We start from the raw sequence: 13,374 nt of genomic DNA, 5'->3' as shown, positions 1-13,374 counted from the left end.
GCCTTTCGCCGTCTGCCATCACGGGAATGGACGATGAACTCGACCCTGTCTTTCACTTTGAACGGGATGCGCCGCGAGGTCGCGATCGATGACCCGCGGATCACACTGCTCGACCTTCTCCGGGAGCGGCTCGACCTGACGGGCACGAAGAAGGGATGCGACCGCGGCCAGTGCGGAGCCTGCACGGTGCTGTTGAACGGACGGCGCGTGAACGCCTGCCTGACTCTGGCACTCAGCTGCGACGATGCGGAGGTGCTGACCATCGAGGGACTTTCGGAAGGCGATCACCTTCATCCCGTCCAGGCCGCCTTCATCGAGCATGACGGCTTCCAGTGTGGTTTCTGCACGCCGGGCCAGATCATGAGCGCCGTGGGGCTGATCCAAGAGGGGCAAGCGGGCGACGACCCCGAGCGCGTGCGGGAGGGCATGAGTGGCAATCTCTGCCGCTGCGGGGCCTATGCCGGCATCACGGCGGCGGTTCTTGAGGCACAGGCGCAGCTGCATCGGCAAACCCAGGGAGAGGCGGCATGAACAGGTTCGACTATCTGCGCCCGGCCTCGGTCGCCGAGGCGATCAGTGCGGGCCGGAAACCCGGTTCCGCCTACCTGGCGGCAGGCACCAACCTGCTCGACCTGATGAAAGGTGGCGTCGCGCGTCCGGCGCTTCTGATCGACATTACCCGCCTGCCGGGCCTCGATGGGATCGAGGTGTTGCCTAACGGCGGCATGCGGGTCGGCGCACTCGTTCGCAACAGCGACCTCGCCTACCATCCCGTTTTCTCCAAGCGCCATCCCGCCGTGGCCGAAGCGCTACTGTCGGGCGCCTCCGCGCAATTGCGCAATGCCGCGACGGTGGCCGGCAATCTGCTTCAGCGCACCCGCTGTGCCTATTTCTACGATACCGCGAGCGCCTGCAACAAGCGTGAGCCCGGCGCGGGTTGTGACGCGCGCGACGGCGAGAACCATCTTCATGCCGTGTTGGGCTGGAGCCCCGAGTGCATCGCCACCCATCCGTCGGACTTCTGCGTGCCGCTCGTGGCGCTCGATGCGAGCGTCGAGATCGAGGGGCCTACTGGGTCGCGCGTGGTCCCGCTCGACAGCTTCCATCGTCTACCCGGCAGCGAACCCCAGCTCGAAACGGTTCTTAGTCCGGGCGAGCTTGTCGTTGCCTTGCATCTGCCGGCGTCCGCGGCGGGCTACGCGGCGCATTCCCGCTATCTGAAAGTCCGAGAACGCACGTCCTACGCTTTCGCGGTGGTCTCCGCCGCGGCGAGCTTGCGCCTCGAAGGAGGCGTGGTCAGCGAGGCCCGGCTTGCGCTCGGCGGTGTAGCCTTGAAGCCCTGGAGGGCCCGCGCGGCCGAACAGGTTTTGGCTGGACGTGCCTGCGATGAGGCGGCCTTTGCCGAGGCGGCAGAGGTTGCGCTCGCCGACGCAAAGCCCTCGGGCGACAATGCCTTCAAGATCGAGCTGGCGCGCCGCATCCTCGTGCGGGCGCTCGGACTTGCTGCGGCGGGCACGCCCGATCGTATGCCGGCCCTGCCTGGATCCGTTTTCGCCCAGCCGGAAGGACTTGCCCTCCATGCCTGAGACCGCACCCGTTCACATCCGGCAAGGCTCCAGCATCGGTCAGCCGCTGACGCGGCGCGAAGCGCTGTTGAAAGTCACGGGTCGCGCCCGCTATGCGGCCGACAATCATCCGCCCGGCATGCTTTATGCCGTTGTCGCCGCCAGCAGCATTGCGCGCGGACGTGTCGCGTCGCTCGATGTCACCGCCGCCAAGTCCCATCCCGGCGTGGCAGAGGTGATGACGCCCGCCAACGCTCCGAAACTCGCACAGGACCCGGACGAGAAGGCCAATCCCTTCACGTTCCGGCTCGACCTGCTGCAGAACGACCGCGTCCGCTACGCAAACCAGGCGATTGCGGTGGTGATCGCTGAGACATTGGAGGCCGCGACCGAAGGCGCCCTTCTCCTACGGCCGACCTACGAGACCGAGCCGGCACATGTCGTCTTCGCCTCAGCGACCCCATTCGTACCACCGTCGGTCGGTGTCGGCGATCAGCCGAAAGCCAGCCGTGGCGATGTCGAATCCGGGCTGACGGGCGCCGAGAAGCGGGTCGATGCGACCTACGAGACGGCCGCGCAATATCACAATGCCATGGAACCCCATGCCATCGTGGCGCAATGGGATGGCGATCGGCTCGTCATCGACACGCCCAGCCAGGGTATGGCCATGGCGCAAAGCCGCATCGCGGGCCTGTTTGGAATCGATCAGGCCGACATCCATATCCGCAGCCCGTTCCTGGGCGGCGGGTTTGGCTCGAAGGGGTTGATCTCCGGCCCACAGGTGCTCGGCATCATGGCGGCCCGCCTCGTGAACCGACCCGTCAAGCTCGTGCTGCGCCGGGAGCAGATGTATGGGCCTGTCGGCCATCGTGCCGCGACACGTCAGAGCTTCCGGATCGGCGCCAAGGCCGACGGTACGTTGACGGCCCTCGATCATCACACGGTGACGGCCTCCTCCAGCTTCGACGATTTCTTCGAGCCGAGCGGCGGCGTCAGTCACACGCTCTATGCGACACCGGCCCTGTCGACCACCTATGAGGCAGTACGGCTCGACATGGGAACGCCGTTGTTCATGCGGGCACCCGGCGAAGCCTCGGGCAGTGTCGCTCTGGAAGGAGCGATCGACGAAATGGCCGAGTCCTGCGGTCTCGACCCGCTGGAGTTTCGCCTGAAGAATTATGCCGAGGTGGAGCCGCTGACCGGCAAGCCGTTCTCCTCCAAGGCGCTGCGCGATTGCTACGTGCAGGGCGCAAAGCGCTTCGGCTGGGCGTCGCGCCCGCTCGCGCCGCGATCGATGCGCGACCCGGCAGGCCTGCTGGTTGGTTGGGGCATGGGCACGGCGACGTTTCCGGCCCTGATGTTCCAGGCCGAAGCCCGCGCGGAGTTGCGGGCGGACGGGACCGGAACGGTCGACATCGGAGCCCATGACATGGGTCAGGGGGCCTGGACGGCGCTGGCCCAGATCGCCGCGGATGGCGTCGGCCTGCCGCTCGATAGGATCACCTTCAATATGGGAACGTCGGATCTGCCGAATGCCGGAATTGCCGGAGGCTCGGCCCATACCGCGACGGCCGGCAGTGCGATCCACAATGCCGGGGCCTCCGTCATCGCGGCGCTGGCGGCCCTTGCCACGAATGATGAGCGCTCGCCCTTGTTCGGGGCCGGCAACACGGGTGTCTTGGCGCGCGATGGCCGGCTGATGCGGCGCGACGATGAGAGCCGGGGCGAAAGCTATTCCGACATTCTCAACCGGGCCGGTCGTCACTCGGTGGAGGGAAAGGGCCAAGCCGCGCCCAACCCCGGCACGCAGCAGAGCTACGCCATGCACGCCCATGGCGCCGTGTTCGCCGAGGTCAAGGTCGACCCGACACTCGGGCAGATCCGCGTCACGCGTCTCGTCGGCGCGTTTGCGGCCGGACGAGTGATTAATCCACGCATGGTGGAGAGCCAATATTACGGGGGGATGATCTGGGGCATCTCCTTTGCGTTGCACGAGCAGGCCATCACGGACGCGCGATCCGGCCGCATTACCAATGCCAACCTTGCCGAATATCATGTGCCGGTGAACGCCGACGTGCCATCGGTCGAAGCGATCCTGGTGGACGAGCATGATCCCCACGTGAACGCGCTCGGCATCAAGGGCGTAGGTGAGATCGGTGTCACGGGCACGGCCGGCGCGATCGCCAATGCGGTGTGGCACGCCACCGGCCATCGGGCGCGCAAGACGCCGATCACGCTCGACACGCTCATCCGGTAAGGCCGGTCGGCCGTCGATAGGGTGGCGCCACGGACAGCCTGCGTGTAGTTTCGGGAGTTCGAGACAAAAGGGCTTGGATCGAGCAGGAGGTCGTTCCGTAAATTGGGCCTTCAGCAAGCGACATGCAGGTGAGAGAGTGTCAGCAGGGCAGAACCCCGAACGATTGCGAGCTTGGCGCTTTTCCGTCGCCCCGATGATGGACTGGACGGACCGACATTGCCGGGTCTTCCATCGCCTTCTGTCACGTCGAGCACGGCTCTACACCGAGATGGTGACGGCCGGCGCCGTGATTCACGGGCCGCGCGACCGGCTGCTCGGCTTCGACGCCGTGGAGCACCCGGTGGCGGTGCAACTGGGCGGCAGCACTCCCGCCGACCTCGCGACGGCCGCCCGGATCTGCGCCGATTACGGCTATGACGAGATCAACCTCAACGTCGGCTGCCCTTCGGACCGGGTGAAGAACGGCAGCTTCGGGGCATGCCTGATGCGCGAGCCGGTGTTGGTTGCCGAATGCGTGGCTGTGATGGCGGCGGCCGTGGCCCTTCCAATCACGGTCAAATGCCGCCTCGGCGTCGACGACCAGAACCCGGAGGAGGCGCTCCCCGCGATGGCGGAGGCCGTTCTGTCGGCCGGCGCCGCGGCCCTGATCGTCCATGCCCGCAAGGCCTGGCTGCAGGGTCTTTCCCCCAAGCAGAACCGCGACGTGCCGCCGCTCGATTATGCGCTCGTGGCCCGGCTCAAGGCCGCCCGGCCAGGCGCGGTGATCGGCGTCAACGGCGGCTTCAAGACGGTGGCGCAATGCGAGGCGCAACTTGGGCTGGTCGATGGCGTCATGGTGGGACGGGCCGCCTATCAGGACCCCGAGATGCTGCTGTCGGTCGATCCCGTGCTCTTCGGTGCGCCCGCCCCCCTGGCCGATGGGTTCGCGGCCGTCGAGGCCTTCATGCCCTATATGGGCGCGCGGTTGGCCGAGGGTGTCCGCCTCCATGACATGACCCGACATCTTCTCGGCCTCTTCCCCGGCCTGCCGGGCGCGCGGATGTGGCGACGGCAACTTGCGACCGAGGCGCCGAAGCCGGGTGCTGGACTCGACGTCGTCCGGGCAGCGCTCGCCCATGTGCAGCGTCCGGCAACCTCAATGGCCGCGTAGAACCAGCTTGTCGTTCATGAAGGTGAAGCTCGCGAGCCGATTGAGGAAGCTCATGCCGAGCAGGTTCTCGTGCAGCGCGCCCGGCCGGGCCACCAGGGCCTCGACATCCGCTTCTAGAATGGACCCGACCTGCAGGCTCGGCAGGACGATGGCGGCCGTCAAGGCGTGGCCGTTCGCGGTGGCGACCGGAATATTGTATTCCAGGCGCCGGAGCGGCAGCCCGACCCGCTGGGCATCCTCGGCGCGTAGCACGACGGTTGAAGCGCCTGTATCGAGCACGAAGGGCAGCCGCGTCTTGCCGATGCTGGCCGTAATCGAGAATTGTCCGTCCCGCTGCCGGAACACGGTCACCTCGCGCGTGCCGGTTTCGACCACGGTGCCGGGAAACACGACGGCGAGAACGCGTTCGCCGATACCATGCAGTTCGAACCGATACGCGTAGCCGACGAGCGCGACCACGAAGACGGCGCTCCAGGCGAACAGCGACAGCACTCCTGCCAGGAGACGTCCCCGGAACAGTCCGGGCACCGCCTGGGCGAGGAACAGCCCGATACTGCCGTAGACTAGGATACTCGCCCAGTCCTCGCGCGTCAGTTCGCCGAAGTTCATGGATCGATCCGGGCGACGCGGACGTCAGCCCGTGTCACGACGATTCCGCAAGGGCGCGGCGGCGATCGTGCCGGCCGGTCTTCGTCGGTGTTTCAAATCGTGCGGCGGCGAGGCGGCCCGGCAACAGTCGCATGATCGCCAGCCTGGCCGGCTCGTCGAGCGATCCCCAGCCGCCGATCTCATCGAGCGTTCGGCCGCAGCCCTGGCAGAGGCCGGACGGCGCATCCATCAGGCAGAGTTTGATGCAGGGAGTCGAACCGGCTGACATGAGATCCTTGATCGTGAAGTCGCAGAACCACTTGTTCAGGAGCGGGCCGCATAGGCGCAGAGCGTCAGCAGAAACGCCAGTTCGGCCGCCTGTTGCGCGGTGCCGACCACGTCGCCCGTCACGCCTTTGATGTGATGGCGCGCCAAGCGGCTGATGCCGAGCGCCGCGGCGGCGCTGAACAGCAGCGCGGCGACGATCTGTAGCCCGTCCGGCACGGCCCGGAAAGCCAGGAGCGACGACAGTGGGAGACCGACCGCAAGCGCCGATGCGAGCGGCGCCGTGCTGTCCGGGGCGGCCGCGCGCGCGAGGCCATCGGCCCGTGCGGGTGGCAGCAGGGTGAGCGGAACGAGCATCATGGCACGGGAGAGGACCGCGGCGGCGAGCAGCGCCAGGGCCGCATTCCAGGGACCGCACCGTTCGACGAGGGTCTGCAGGCAGGCCACGCGAAGCAGCAGGCTCGTGCCGAGCGCCAACGCCCCGAACGTCCCGATCCGGCTGTCCCGCATGATGTCGAGTTTGCGGCCGAGGTTCCGGCCGCCGCCGAACCCATCGGCCGTGTCGGCGAGGCCGTCCTCGTGAAGGGCCCCGGTCGCGAGCAGAAGAGATCCAATGGCCAGAGTAGCGGCGACGAGGCTCGGCAGCCCGGCCCGTATCGCGAGGACCAGCAGGAGGGCCGGCCCCGCTGCGATCAGGACGCCGGCAAGCGGGGCCGAGCGGAGTGTCGTCGCGAGCGAGGGGGGAATCGCAGTTGTTGCCGGCACGGGCAGACGCGAGAGAAACCGCGTCGCATCCAAAGCCTGCCCGGCCTGGTCGCGCAGCCACTGCATAGACATGACGGCCCCCAGAGCGCGGTCGCAAAGCGTCACTGTAGCGAAAGCAATGCCGCCGCGCGCGGGCTTTGATGGCGCATCCGACCCGGGTTGCGTCGCGCCAGTTAGGAGCCTAGTTGACGCTCGAACCCGAGCCGCCCGGACCATCCCGGCGCCCGAGACCCGTTTCCTCCAGCCAAGGCAAGTCGATGCCCACCGGCCTTCCCTTCGACGATATTCGCACGCTTCTGTCGGATCTGCCGCCGCTCGATACGGGGGCCGTCGCGGCGATCGCGGCGCGTGACGCGACATTGACCAAACCGCCGGGCTCGCTGGGACGTCTCGAATCCCTCGTGGCCTGGCTCGGCGCGGTTCAGGGGCGCGAGCGACCGGTGATCGACCGGCCTGTCGTTACGGTTTTCGCGGGAAATCACGGCGTGGTGGCCCAGGGGGTCTCGCCCTATCCGGCCTCGGTGACACAGAGCATGGTGGCGAATTTTGGGGCCGGCGGTGCCGCCATCAACCAGATCTGCGGCACCTTCGGGTTGGGGCTGAAAGTCTTCGAACTGGCGCTCGAAATTCCGACCGCCGATATCACGGTCGGGCCTGCTCTCGAAGAGGCGGCCTGCGCGGCCACCATGGCCTACGGCATGGAGGCTGTCGCCAACGGCACCGACCTGCTGTGCCTCGGCGAAATGGGGATCGGCAACACCACGGTCGCGGCCGCGATCTATCACGGGCTCTACGGCGGCGCCGCGGCCGACTGGGTCGGGCGTGGCACGGGGGTCGATGATGCCGGTCTCGCACGCAAGATCGATGCGGTCGAGCGCGCCGTCGCTCTGCACGCCGCTCATCTTGGCGATCCGCTTGAAGTGTTGCGGCGCCTAGGGGGGCGCGAGATCGCCGCCATGGTCGGGGCGATCCTGGCGGCCCGGATCGAGCGCGTGCCTGTGATCCTCGACGGCTATGTGGTCTGTGCCGCCGCCGCCGTGCTTCACGCCCTCGATGCGCGTCTTCTCGATCATTGCATCGCCGGCCATCGCTCGGCCGAAGGCGCCCATTCGGCTGTTCTGGCACGACTTGGCAAGGAGCCGCTTCTCGACCTCGGGCTCAGGCTGGGGGAGGGCACCGGCGCCGCGCTGGCTGCCGGAATCGTCAAGGCGGCGCTGGCGACCTTCAATGGCATGTCCACCTTTTCAGAGGCGGGCGTGGCCGACAGGGCGGACGACTCAGGCCGCTGACGAGAAGGGGTGTCGGCGACGCGAGCCGCCACTCTGCGCCCCGGCATCCATTTGCGGCATCGCGTCGATGACACGCTCGGGCGGCAGGACCACGATCACCTCCGTGCCCTCCCGAACCTTGGACTTGAGCGTGAAGCTTCCCCCGTGCATCTCGACGAGGCCCTTGACGATCGGCAGACCGAGGCCCGAGCCTTCGTCGGCATTCTTCTGCGCCAGGGTGCCGCGGCCGAAGGAGGACATGACGATCGGAATCTCGGCTTCTGGAATGCCGGGGCCTGTATCCTTGATCGAAACATATTGGCCCCGATCCACGGTCCAGCCGACCTTGATCGTGACACTTCCACCCTGTGGGGTGAATTTGATGGCATTCGACAGAAGGTTGAGCACCACTTGCCGGATCGCGCGTTCGTCCGCCCAGATGCGGGGCAGGTTGCGCTCCACCGCCTCCTGCAGCCGGATCTCCCGCTTGTTCGCCCGCAGCGTCATCAGGTGGCGGCACTCCTCGACGATGCCGCCCAGACTGACAGGTTCCTCGTGCAGATCGTAGCGGCCCGCCTCGACCCTCGACAGATCGAGGATCTCGTTGATCAACATCAGCAAATGCTGGCCACTGGAATGAACGTCGTTCGAGTATTCCTTGTAGACCGGTACCGAATGTGGGCCGAACAATTCCCCTTTCATGACTTCCGAAAAGCCCAGGATCGCGTTCAGTGGCGTTCTCAGCTCATGGCTCATGGTGGCCAGAAAGCGCGACTTGGCGAGATTGGCCTCCTCGGCGCGTCGTCGTGCCTCGTCGGAATTCAGTCGGGCCTGCTCCAGTTCGACAATGCTCGTGTCCCGCTCGGCCTTGACGGCAAGAACCGCCAATTCGACCGTGTAGAGCCGCCGCGCCACGATGAAGCAGAAGACCTGTGCTGCGATCGCGATCACGGCCTCGTATGTCCCATTCGCTTTGAAATCGTACAGGATCAGTCCGAGAAGCGCGCAGGATGTGGGGAGAGCGCCGGCGTAGAAGGCCCAGGGCAGGCTCGCGCACAGCAGCGCCACGGTCGCGGAGACGCTCAGCAACAGGAGGGGAATGCCCACGTCGACTACGGGGATCGCGCTTCGCGCGAAAAGGCCGGCAAAGAGTGCCCAGACGGTCGATTGCGCGAATTGCGAGAGGACAAACCGGTTTCGCCATCGCTCGATGACGATTGTGGGAAGGTCGGCTTGTTCGAACCGGCGCACCAGCAACAGCGCGCAACCCAGCCCCGTCAGGGCGCCGGCGAGCCAGGGAACCACCAGGATCCAGGAGAGCCAGCACGACAGGACGAAGGCCGAAGCGCAGACCATCACGGCCTGAATGACAATGACGGTGCGCTGGTTCTGGCCAAAGAGGCGCAGCAATTCGAGGTCGAACGTCCGCTGGCCGGTGCCCGACGAGGTCAGCCGTTCACGCGCGGCGCGCATCTTCTGCGCATTGCGCTTTCGCTGTGCGCTCGCAGCGAGCGACCCGCTCCGGCCTTCCTCAATCATTTCGGCCGTGATTTGACTCATCGACAAGACGCTCGACGCAACGCAGCCGCGGGCCAGGGGACAATTGCAAAAAACTCTTAACGTGGGGCTCACGGAACCGATAAAACCCAGGCCGATCGAGAACATGCTCCCGGTGTCTGCGATATCGCGTGCGGCCAGACCGAGGGTGTGGCCGTGATGCACCAATCGCCCCCGGCCGTCGGTACACTCCTCTGTCTGGCGGAGGCCGCTGCCGGATGTCGCATTTGCCGGGAGCGACCCGACGGATTGCCGTTGCCGCACGAGCCGCGTCCCATCTTTCGCCTGTCGGGCCAGGCCCGCGTGGTGATCGCCAGCCAGGCGCCGGGCCATCGGGCCCATGTCAGCGGCGTGCCGTTCGACGATCCCTCCGGGGTTCGTCTCAGGGCCTGGATGGGGCTTTCGCCGGACCGCTTCTACGATCGGGAGAGGGTCGCCATCGTGCCCATGGGTTTCTGTTTTCCAGGGCACGACCGGAACAAGGGTGATCTGCCGCCGCGACCGGAATGCCGCGACGCCTGGCATGACAGGATCTTCGCAGCCATGCCGCAAGCGGAGCTCATCCTTATGATCGGCCTCCATGCGATCCGCTATCATCTCGCCCGGTTCGGCATCCCGCTCGCCCGCAACGCCGGCATGGCCGAGATCGTGGCCGGGTGGCGCGATTTCGCGACGACGACGCCCCGCCTCATTCCCCTGCCGCATCCTTCCTGGCGCAACACCGCTTGGCTGAACCGCAACCCCTGGTTCGCCGCCGATCTTCTGCCGGAGCTCCGCGCCGAGGTGGCGCGGCTGACGGCGTGACAGTGATTGCCGCCGACGATGCGAGACTGCGATAATGCTAGGGGCAGCCACGGCGCCGTGTCCAGGCGGCAGGAGCAAGGCAAAACCGCGTCGGTCCACCCGGGCGTGTCTCGTCTGCCTCAGCTTCCACTCGCGCCACTGGCGGCGGACCTCGTGGGCCGCCTTCCAAGACTCGTCGAGGGTGTCCTAAGGGAGCAGCGTCGCCGCAAGGGCGGGCCATTCCTTGATGAAGGCGGCACGGGCGCGAATGCCGGGCGCATCCCTCTCCTTCCGCTCATCCTGATCGAGGCGGGCAAACAGAAGCGTGCGATCCCCTTTTTTCATCCAGCCCACATACCATCCGTAACCGCGCGCTTCATCGAAGGTGCCATCCGGATTGCGCGGGAAGGCCGCCCCCGTCTTGCCATGTGCGTTCCAGCCTCCGTCGGCCGGTGACGTTTCGACGATGCTCAGGGTTTCATCCATCGCGCCGGGCGAGACCGGAAGCTGCCGGTCGACCAGCTTGCGCAAGAAGGTCACCTGTTCGAGCGGCGAGACTTTCAGGGACGACATGATCCATGCCCGATCGAGACCGTTGGTCTTGCCCGGATCACCGGAGAAATCGGCGTTCCCAAAGCCAAACGCGGACGCATAGGCGGTCAGTTTCGGCTCGCCAAGCTGATGCGTCACAAGCTGGGAATACCAGACGACGGAATATTTCAGCCACCGGGTGGGATCGGTCGGTTGCTTCCAGTTTTCGCCTCCCCAGTCCGGATAGCCTTCCTTGAAGGGAAAGACCGGCGAATGCGCATCCTTCAGGAAACCGCTGTCGAAACCCATGACGGCGAGCGGGATTTTGAATGTCGAGGCTGGTGTCACACGCGTCCGGCAATCTCCCCGTTCCAGCAGGACCTTTCCATCGACGCCATCGGACACGATCGTGCAGAGGGTCTTGGCGCGGGTCGGGCCTGGCATTGTCACGATCAGAACCGCCAGCACGGCGGAACGGACCCCGGCACTTTTCACGACGACCCTCATCAAGCTCCGCTCCGTGGATGTTCGAAAGACGTTCGTCGCAGGGGCTTTCAGGCCACCAGCATTGCCCGGATGGCTTCGGCCTGTCGGGCCAAAGTAGCGTGATCGGCCACGGGACCCGCCGGAGGGCGAAGCGCCACCCCGTGCCGACGCGGCAGGATGTGGAAATGCAGGTGGAAGACCTCCTGGCCGCCGGCGGCTTCACTGAATTGCTGCAACGTCAGACCGTCCGCCTCGGTCGCCGCGACGGCTGCCTTCGCGACGCGCTGCACCCGCGTGATCAGTTGCGAAAGAGCATCCGGCGCGATGTCGAGGAGTGTTCGCGCAGGGGCTTTGGGAATGACCAGGCAGTGCCCATCGCAGCGCGGCATGATGTCCATAAAAGCCAGAGCGACCTCGTCCTCGAAGACCTTGTGGCAAGGAATCTCGCGCCGCAGGATCTTGGCGAAGATGTTGGAAGGGTCGTAGCTGTCGGTCATGGCGCATCCACCTCTCGAATCCCAGCCGCTTTTAGCGGAACCTGGGCGCAGCGCCAAAAGCAGAAGCCGCCCAAAGGCGGCTTCGACGAGGCACGCGAGCGGCGTGGTGGGTTCAGCGTTCGGTGATCGGCACGAAATCCCGACGCTCGGCGCCGATATAGAGCTGGCGCGGACGACCGATGCGCTGCCCCGGATCCTCGATCATCTCCTTCCACTGCGCGATCCAGCCGACCGTGCGGGCGAGGGCGAACAGCACGGTAAACATCGAGACCGGAAAGCCCATCGCCTTGAGGGTGATGCCTGAATAGAAGTCGATGTTCGGATAGAGCTTCTTCTCGATGAAATAGTCGTCGTGAAGTGCGATGCGCTCAAGTTCCACCGCCGTCTCAAGCAGCGGATCGTCCTTGATGCCGAGCTCGCGCAACACTTCATGGCAGGTCTTCTGCATGATCTTGGCGCGCGGATCGTAGTTCTTGTAGACGCGATGACCGAAGCCCATCAGGCGGAACGGGTCGTTCTTGTCCTTGGCCTTGGCAATATATTGCGGGATGCGGTCGGGCGTTCCGATCTCGGACAGCATCTTGAGTGCCGCCTCGTTGGCGCCCCCATGTGCCGGCCCCCACAGGCAGGCGATACCGGCCGCGATACACGCGAAGGGATTGGCGCCAGACGATCCGGCGAGGCGCACGGTCGAGGTCGAGGCATTCTGCTCGTGATCGGCATGAAGAATGAAGATCTTGTCGAGCGCGCGCGCCAGGACCGGGTTGACCTTGTATTCCTCGCAAGGAACCGCATAGCACATGTGCAGAAAGTTAGCGGTATAGTCGAGTTCATTCTTCGGATAAACAAAGGGTTGGCCGATATTGTATTTGTACGCCATGGCGGCCAGCGTCGGCATCTTGGCAACCAGACGCATCGAGGCGATCATCCGCTGGGTCGGGTCCGAAATGTCGGTCGAGTCATGGTAGAAGGCCGACAGGGCGCCGACGCAGCCGGTCATCACGGCCATCGGATGCGCGTCACGGCGAAAACCTTGGAAGAAGCGGGCCATCTGCTCGTGGACCATCGTGTGGCGGCTCACACGATAATCGAAATCGGCTTTCTGTGCCTTGTTGGGCAGTTCCCCGTAGAGAAGCAGATAACAGGTTTCGAGGAAGTCGCCATGCTCGGCCAGTTGCTCGATCGGATACCCCCGATAGAGCAGAACGCCCTCGTCGCCGTCGATATAGGTGATCGAGGATTCGCAGCTCGCGGTCGAGGTGAAGCCGGGATCGTAGGTGAAGACGCCCGTTTGTCCGTAGAGCTTGCTGATGTCGACAACCTGAGGACCGATGGTTCCGGTCTTTACCGGAAGTTCGATCGATTTGTTGTCGACGATAATCGTGCCGGAATTCGCAGTCATGAAGGCAGCCTCGAAACCCTGATACGGCTGACGCACGAGAGCGCCCCGCGCGGCACAAAGATGGTGCAGTGCAAGACGCTATAGCGTTGCATGATCTTGTTCAAGATGGCGGCCGCGCCTTGTCGGGATCGCCGGTCGGGAACAGAGTCATTTCGATAATCAGGAGTTACAGATCGTGGCGCGAGGCATTGCGGACATCTCATGCCAAGGCCCCTCGAACACCAGAATGCCTTCGCGGAA

The 13,374-nt window shown here is 65.4% G+C and carries 13 protein-coding genes; 6 read left to right on the top strand and 7 right to left on the bottom strand.

Features of this window, described 5'->3' with window-relative positions; all coding sequences use genetic code 11:
- Positions 1–33 precede the first annotated feature (33 nt).
- From M8523_RS12335 to dusA, 4 genes are all read left to right on the top strand, one after another.
- Positions 34–531 carry a (2Fe-2S)-binding protein gene (locus tag M8523_RS12335; RefSeq protein ID WP_282585172.1) on the top strand — a complete coding sequence of 166 codons (498 nt, stop codon included), beginning with the start codon at positions 34–36 and terminating at the stop codon, positions 529–531.
- Positions 528–1,586, top strand: coding sequence for an FAD binding domain-containing protein (locus tag M8523_RS12330; RefSeq protein ID WP_282585171.1), 1,059 nt, complete (start codon positions 528–530; stop codon positions 1,584–1,586). Before M8523_RS12335 ends, M8523_RS12330 begins: the two co-directional genes overlap by 4 nt.
- Positions 1,579–3,822, top strand: coding sequence for a xanthine dehydrogenase family protein molybdopterin-binding subunit (locus M8523_RS12325; RefSeq protein ID WP_282585170.1), 2,244 nt, complete (start codon positions 1,579–1,581; stop codon positions 3,820–3,822). The genes M8523_RS12330 and M8523_RS12325 overlap by 8 nt, the downstream gene beginning before the upstream one ends.
- A gap of 136 nt (positions 3,823–3,958) precedes the next feature.
- On the top strand, positions 3,959–4,972 hold the full coding sequence (gene dusA / locus M8523_RS12320) for a tRNA dihydrouridine(20/20a) synthase DusA (RefSeq protein WP_282585169.1): 1,014 nt from the start codon (positions 3,959–3,961) through the stop codon (positions 4,970–4,972).
- On the opposite strand, the gene M8523_RS12315 is transcribed toward dusA, so the two are convergent.
- Genes M8523_RS12315 through cobS form a run of 3 tightly spaced genes read right to left on the bottom strand, consistent with a single transcriptional unit; the run spans position 4,958 to position 6,682 of the window.
- A complete protein-coding gene (locus tag M8523_RS12315; protein WP_282585168.1) occupies positions 4,958–5,581 on the bottom strand; it encodes a TIGR02281 family clan AA aspartic protease in 624 nt (207 codons plus the stop codon). The genes dusA and M8523_RS12315 overlap by 15 nt on opposite strands.
- Before the next feature lie 34 nt (positions 5,582–5,615).
- Positions 5,616–5,849, bottom strand: a complete 234-nt coding sequence (locus tag M8523_RS12310; protein ID WP_282585167.1) for a DUF1289 domain-containing protein — start codon at positions 5,847–5,849, stop codon at positions 5,616–5,618.
- 35 nt (positions 5,850–5,884) lie between these two features.
- Positions 5,885–6,682: an adenosylcobinamide-GDP ribazoletransferase gene (gene cobS / locus M8523_RS12305; RefSeq protein ID WP_282585166.1), complete on the bottom strand. Its 798-nt coding sequence runs from the start codon at positions 6,680–6,682 to the stop codon at positions 5,885–5,887.
- A gap of 185 nt (positions 6,683–6,867) precedes the next feature.
- Here cobS and cobT point away from each other — a divergent pair, with 185 nt between their 5' ends.
- Positions 6,868–7,899 (top strand): nicotinate-nucleotide--dimethylbenzimidazole phosphoribosyltransferase, encoded by a 1,032-nt coding sequence (cobT, locus tag M8523_RS12300; protein WP_282585165.1) that lies wholly within the window; start codon positions 6,868–6,870, stop codon positions 7,897–7,899.
- Here cobT and M8523_RS12295 read toward each other — a convergent pair.
- Positions 7,888–9,438 (bottom strand): sensor histidine kinase, encoded by a 1,551-nt coding sequence (locus M8523_RS12295; protein WP_282585164.1) that lies wholly within the window; start codon positions 9,436–9,438, stop codon positions 7,888–7,890. The two genes, cobT and M8523_RS12295, sit on opposite strands and share 12 nt — an antisense overlap.
- Before the next feature lie 156 nt (positions 9,439–9,594).
- Here M8523_RS12295 and M8523_RS12290 point away from each other — a divergent pair, with 156 nt between their 5' ends.
- Positions 9,595–10,239 (top strand): uracil-DNA glycosylase family protein, encoded by a 645-nt coding sequence (locus M8523_RS12290; RefSeq protein ID WP_282585163.1) that lies wholly within the window; start codon positions 9,595–9,597, stop codon positions 10,237–10,239.
- Between the two features lie 186 nt (positions 10,240–10,425).
- Here the strand turns inward: M8523_RS12290 and blaOXA are convergent, their stop codons facing one another.
- The 3 genes from blaOXA to gltA form a co-directional block, all read right to left on the bottom strand.
- The gene (blaOXA, locus tag M8523_RS12285) at positions 10,426–11,256 is read right to left on the bottom strand and encodes a class D beta-lactamase (RefSeq protein ID WP_282585162.1); all 831 of its coding nucleotides are present in this window, start codon (positions 11,254–11,256) and stop codon (positions 10,426–10,428) included.
- Positions 11,257–11,303: 47 nt separating this feature from the next.
- A complete protein-coding gene (locus tag M8523_RS12280; protein ID WP_282585161.1) occupies positions 11,304–11,732 on the bottom strand; it encodes an HIT family protein in 429 nt (142 codons plus the stop codon).
- Positions 11,733–11,844: 112 nt separating this feature from the next.
- Positions 11,845–13,134, bottom strand: coding sequence for a citrate synthase (gene gltA / locus M8523_RS12275; protein ID WP_282585160.1), 1,290 nt, complete (start codon positions 13,132–13,134; stop codon positions 11,845–11,847).
- Positions 13,135–13,374: the final 240 nt, after the last annotated feature.

It is taken from the genome of Lichenifustis flavocetrariae, from assembly GCF_026130545.1.
In the GTDB taxonomy this organism is placed as follows: domain Bacteria; phylum Pseudomonadota; class Alphaproteobacteria; order Rhizobiales; family Beijerinckiaceae; genus Lichenihabitans; species Lichenihabitans flavocetrariae.
Note: the sequence above shows the minus strand (reverse complement) of the source record. Positions and strands in the feature narration are given on the sequence as shown.

Coding starts and splice junctions, on each gene's coding strand:
- M8523_RS12335 (WP_282585172.1), top strand. CDS start 34: ATGAACTCGACCCTGTCTTTCACTTTGAACGGGATGCGCCGCGAGGTC.
- M8523_RS12330 (WP_282585171.1), top strand. CDS start 528: ATGAACAGGTTCGACTATCTGCGCCCGGCCTCGGTCGCCGAGGCGATC.
- M8523_RS12325 (WP_282585170.1), top strand. CDS start 1,579: ATGCCTGAGACCGCACCCGTTCACATCCGGCAAGGCTCCAGCATCGGT.
- M8523_RS12315 (WP_282585168.1), bottom strand. CDS start 5,581: ATGAACTTCGGCGAACTGACGCGCGAGGACTGGGCGAGTATCCTAGTC.
- M8523_RS12310 (WP_282585167.1), bottom strand. CDS start 5,849: ATGTCAGCCGGTTCGACTCCCTGCATCAAACTCTGCCTGATGGATGCG.
- cobS (WP_282585166.1), bottom strand. CDS start 6,682: ATGTCTATGCAGTGGCTGCGCGACCAGGCCGGGCAGGCTTTGGATGCG.
- cobT (WP_282585165.1), top strand. CDS start 6,868: ATGCCCACCGGCCTTCCCTTCGACGATATTCGCACGCTTCTGTCGGAT.
- M8523_RS12295 (WP_282585164.1), bottom strand. CDS start 9,438: ATGAGTCAAATCACGGCCGAAATGATTGAGGAAGGCCGGAGCGGGTCG.
- M8523_RS12290 (WP_282585163.1), top strand. CDS start 9,595: ATGCACCAATCGCCCCCGGCCGTCGGTACACTCCTCTGTCTGGCGGAG.
- blaOXA (WP_282585162.1), bottom strand. CDS start 11,256: ATGAGGGTCGTCGTGAAAAGTGCCGGGGTCCGTTCCGCCGTGCTGGCG.
- M8523_RS12280 (WP_282585161.1), bottom strand. CDS start 11,732: ATGACCGACAGCTACGACCCTTCCAACATCTTCGCCAAGATCCTGCGG.
- gltA (WP_282585160.1), bottom strand. CDS start 13,134: ATGACTGCGAATTCCGGCACGATTATCGTCGACAACAAATCGATCGAA.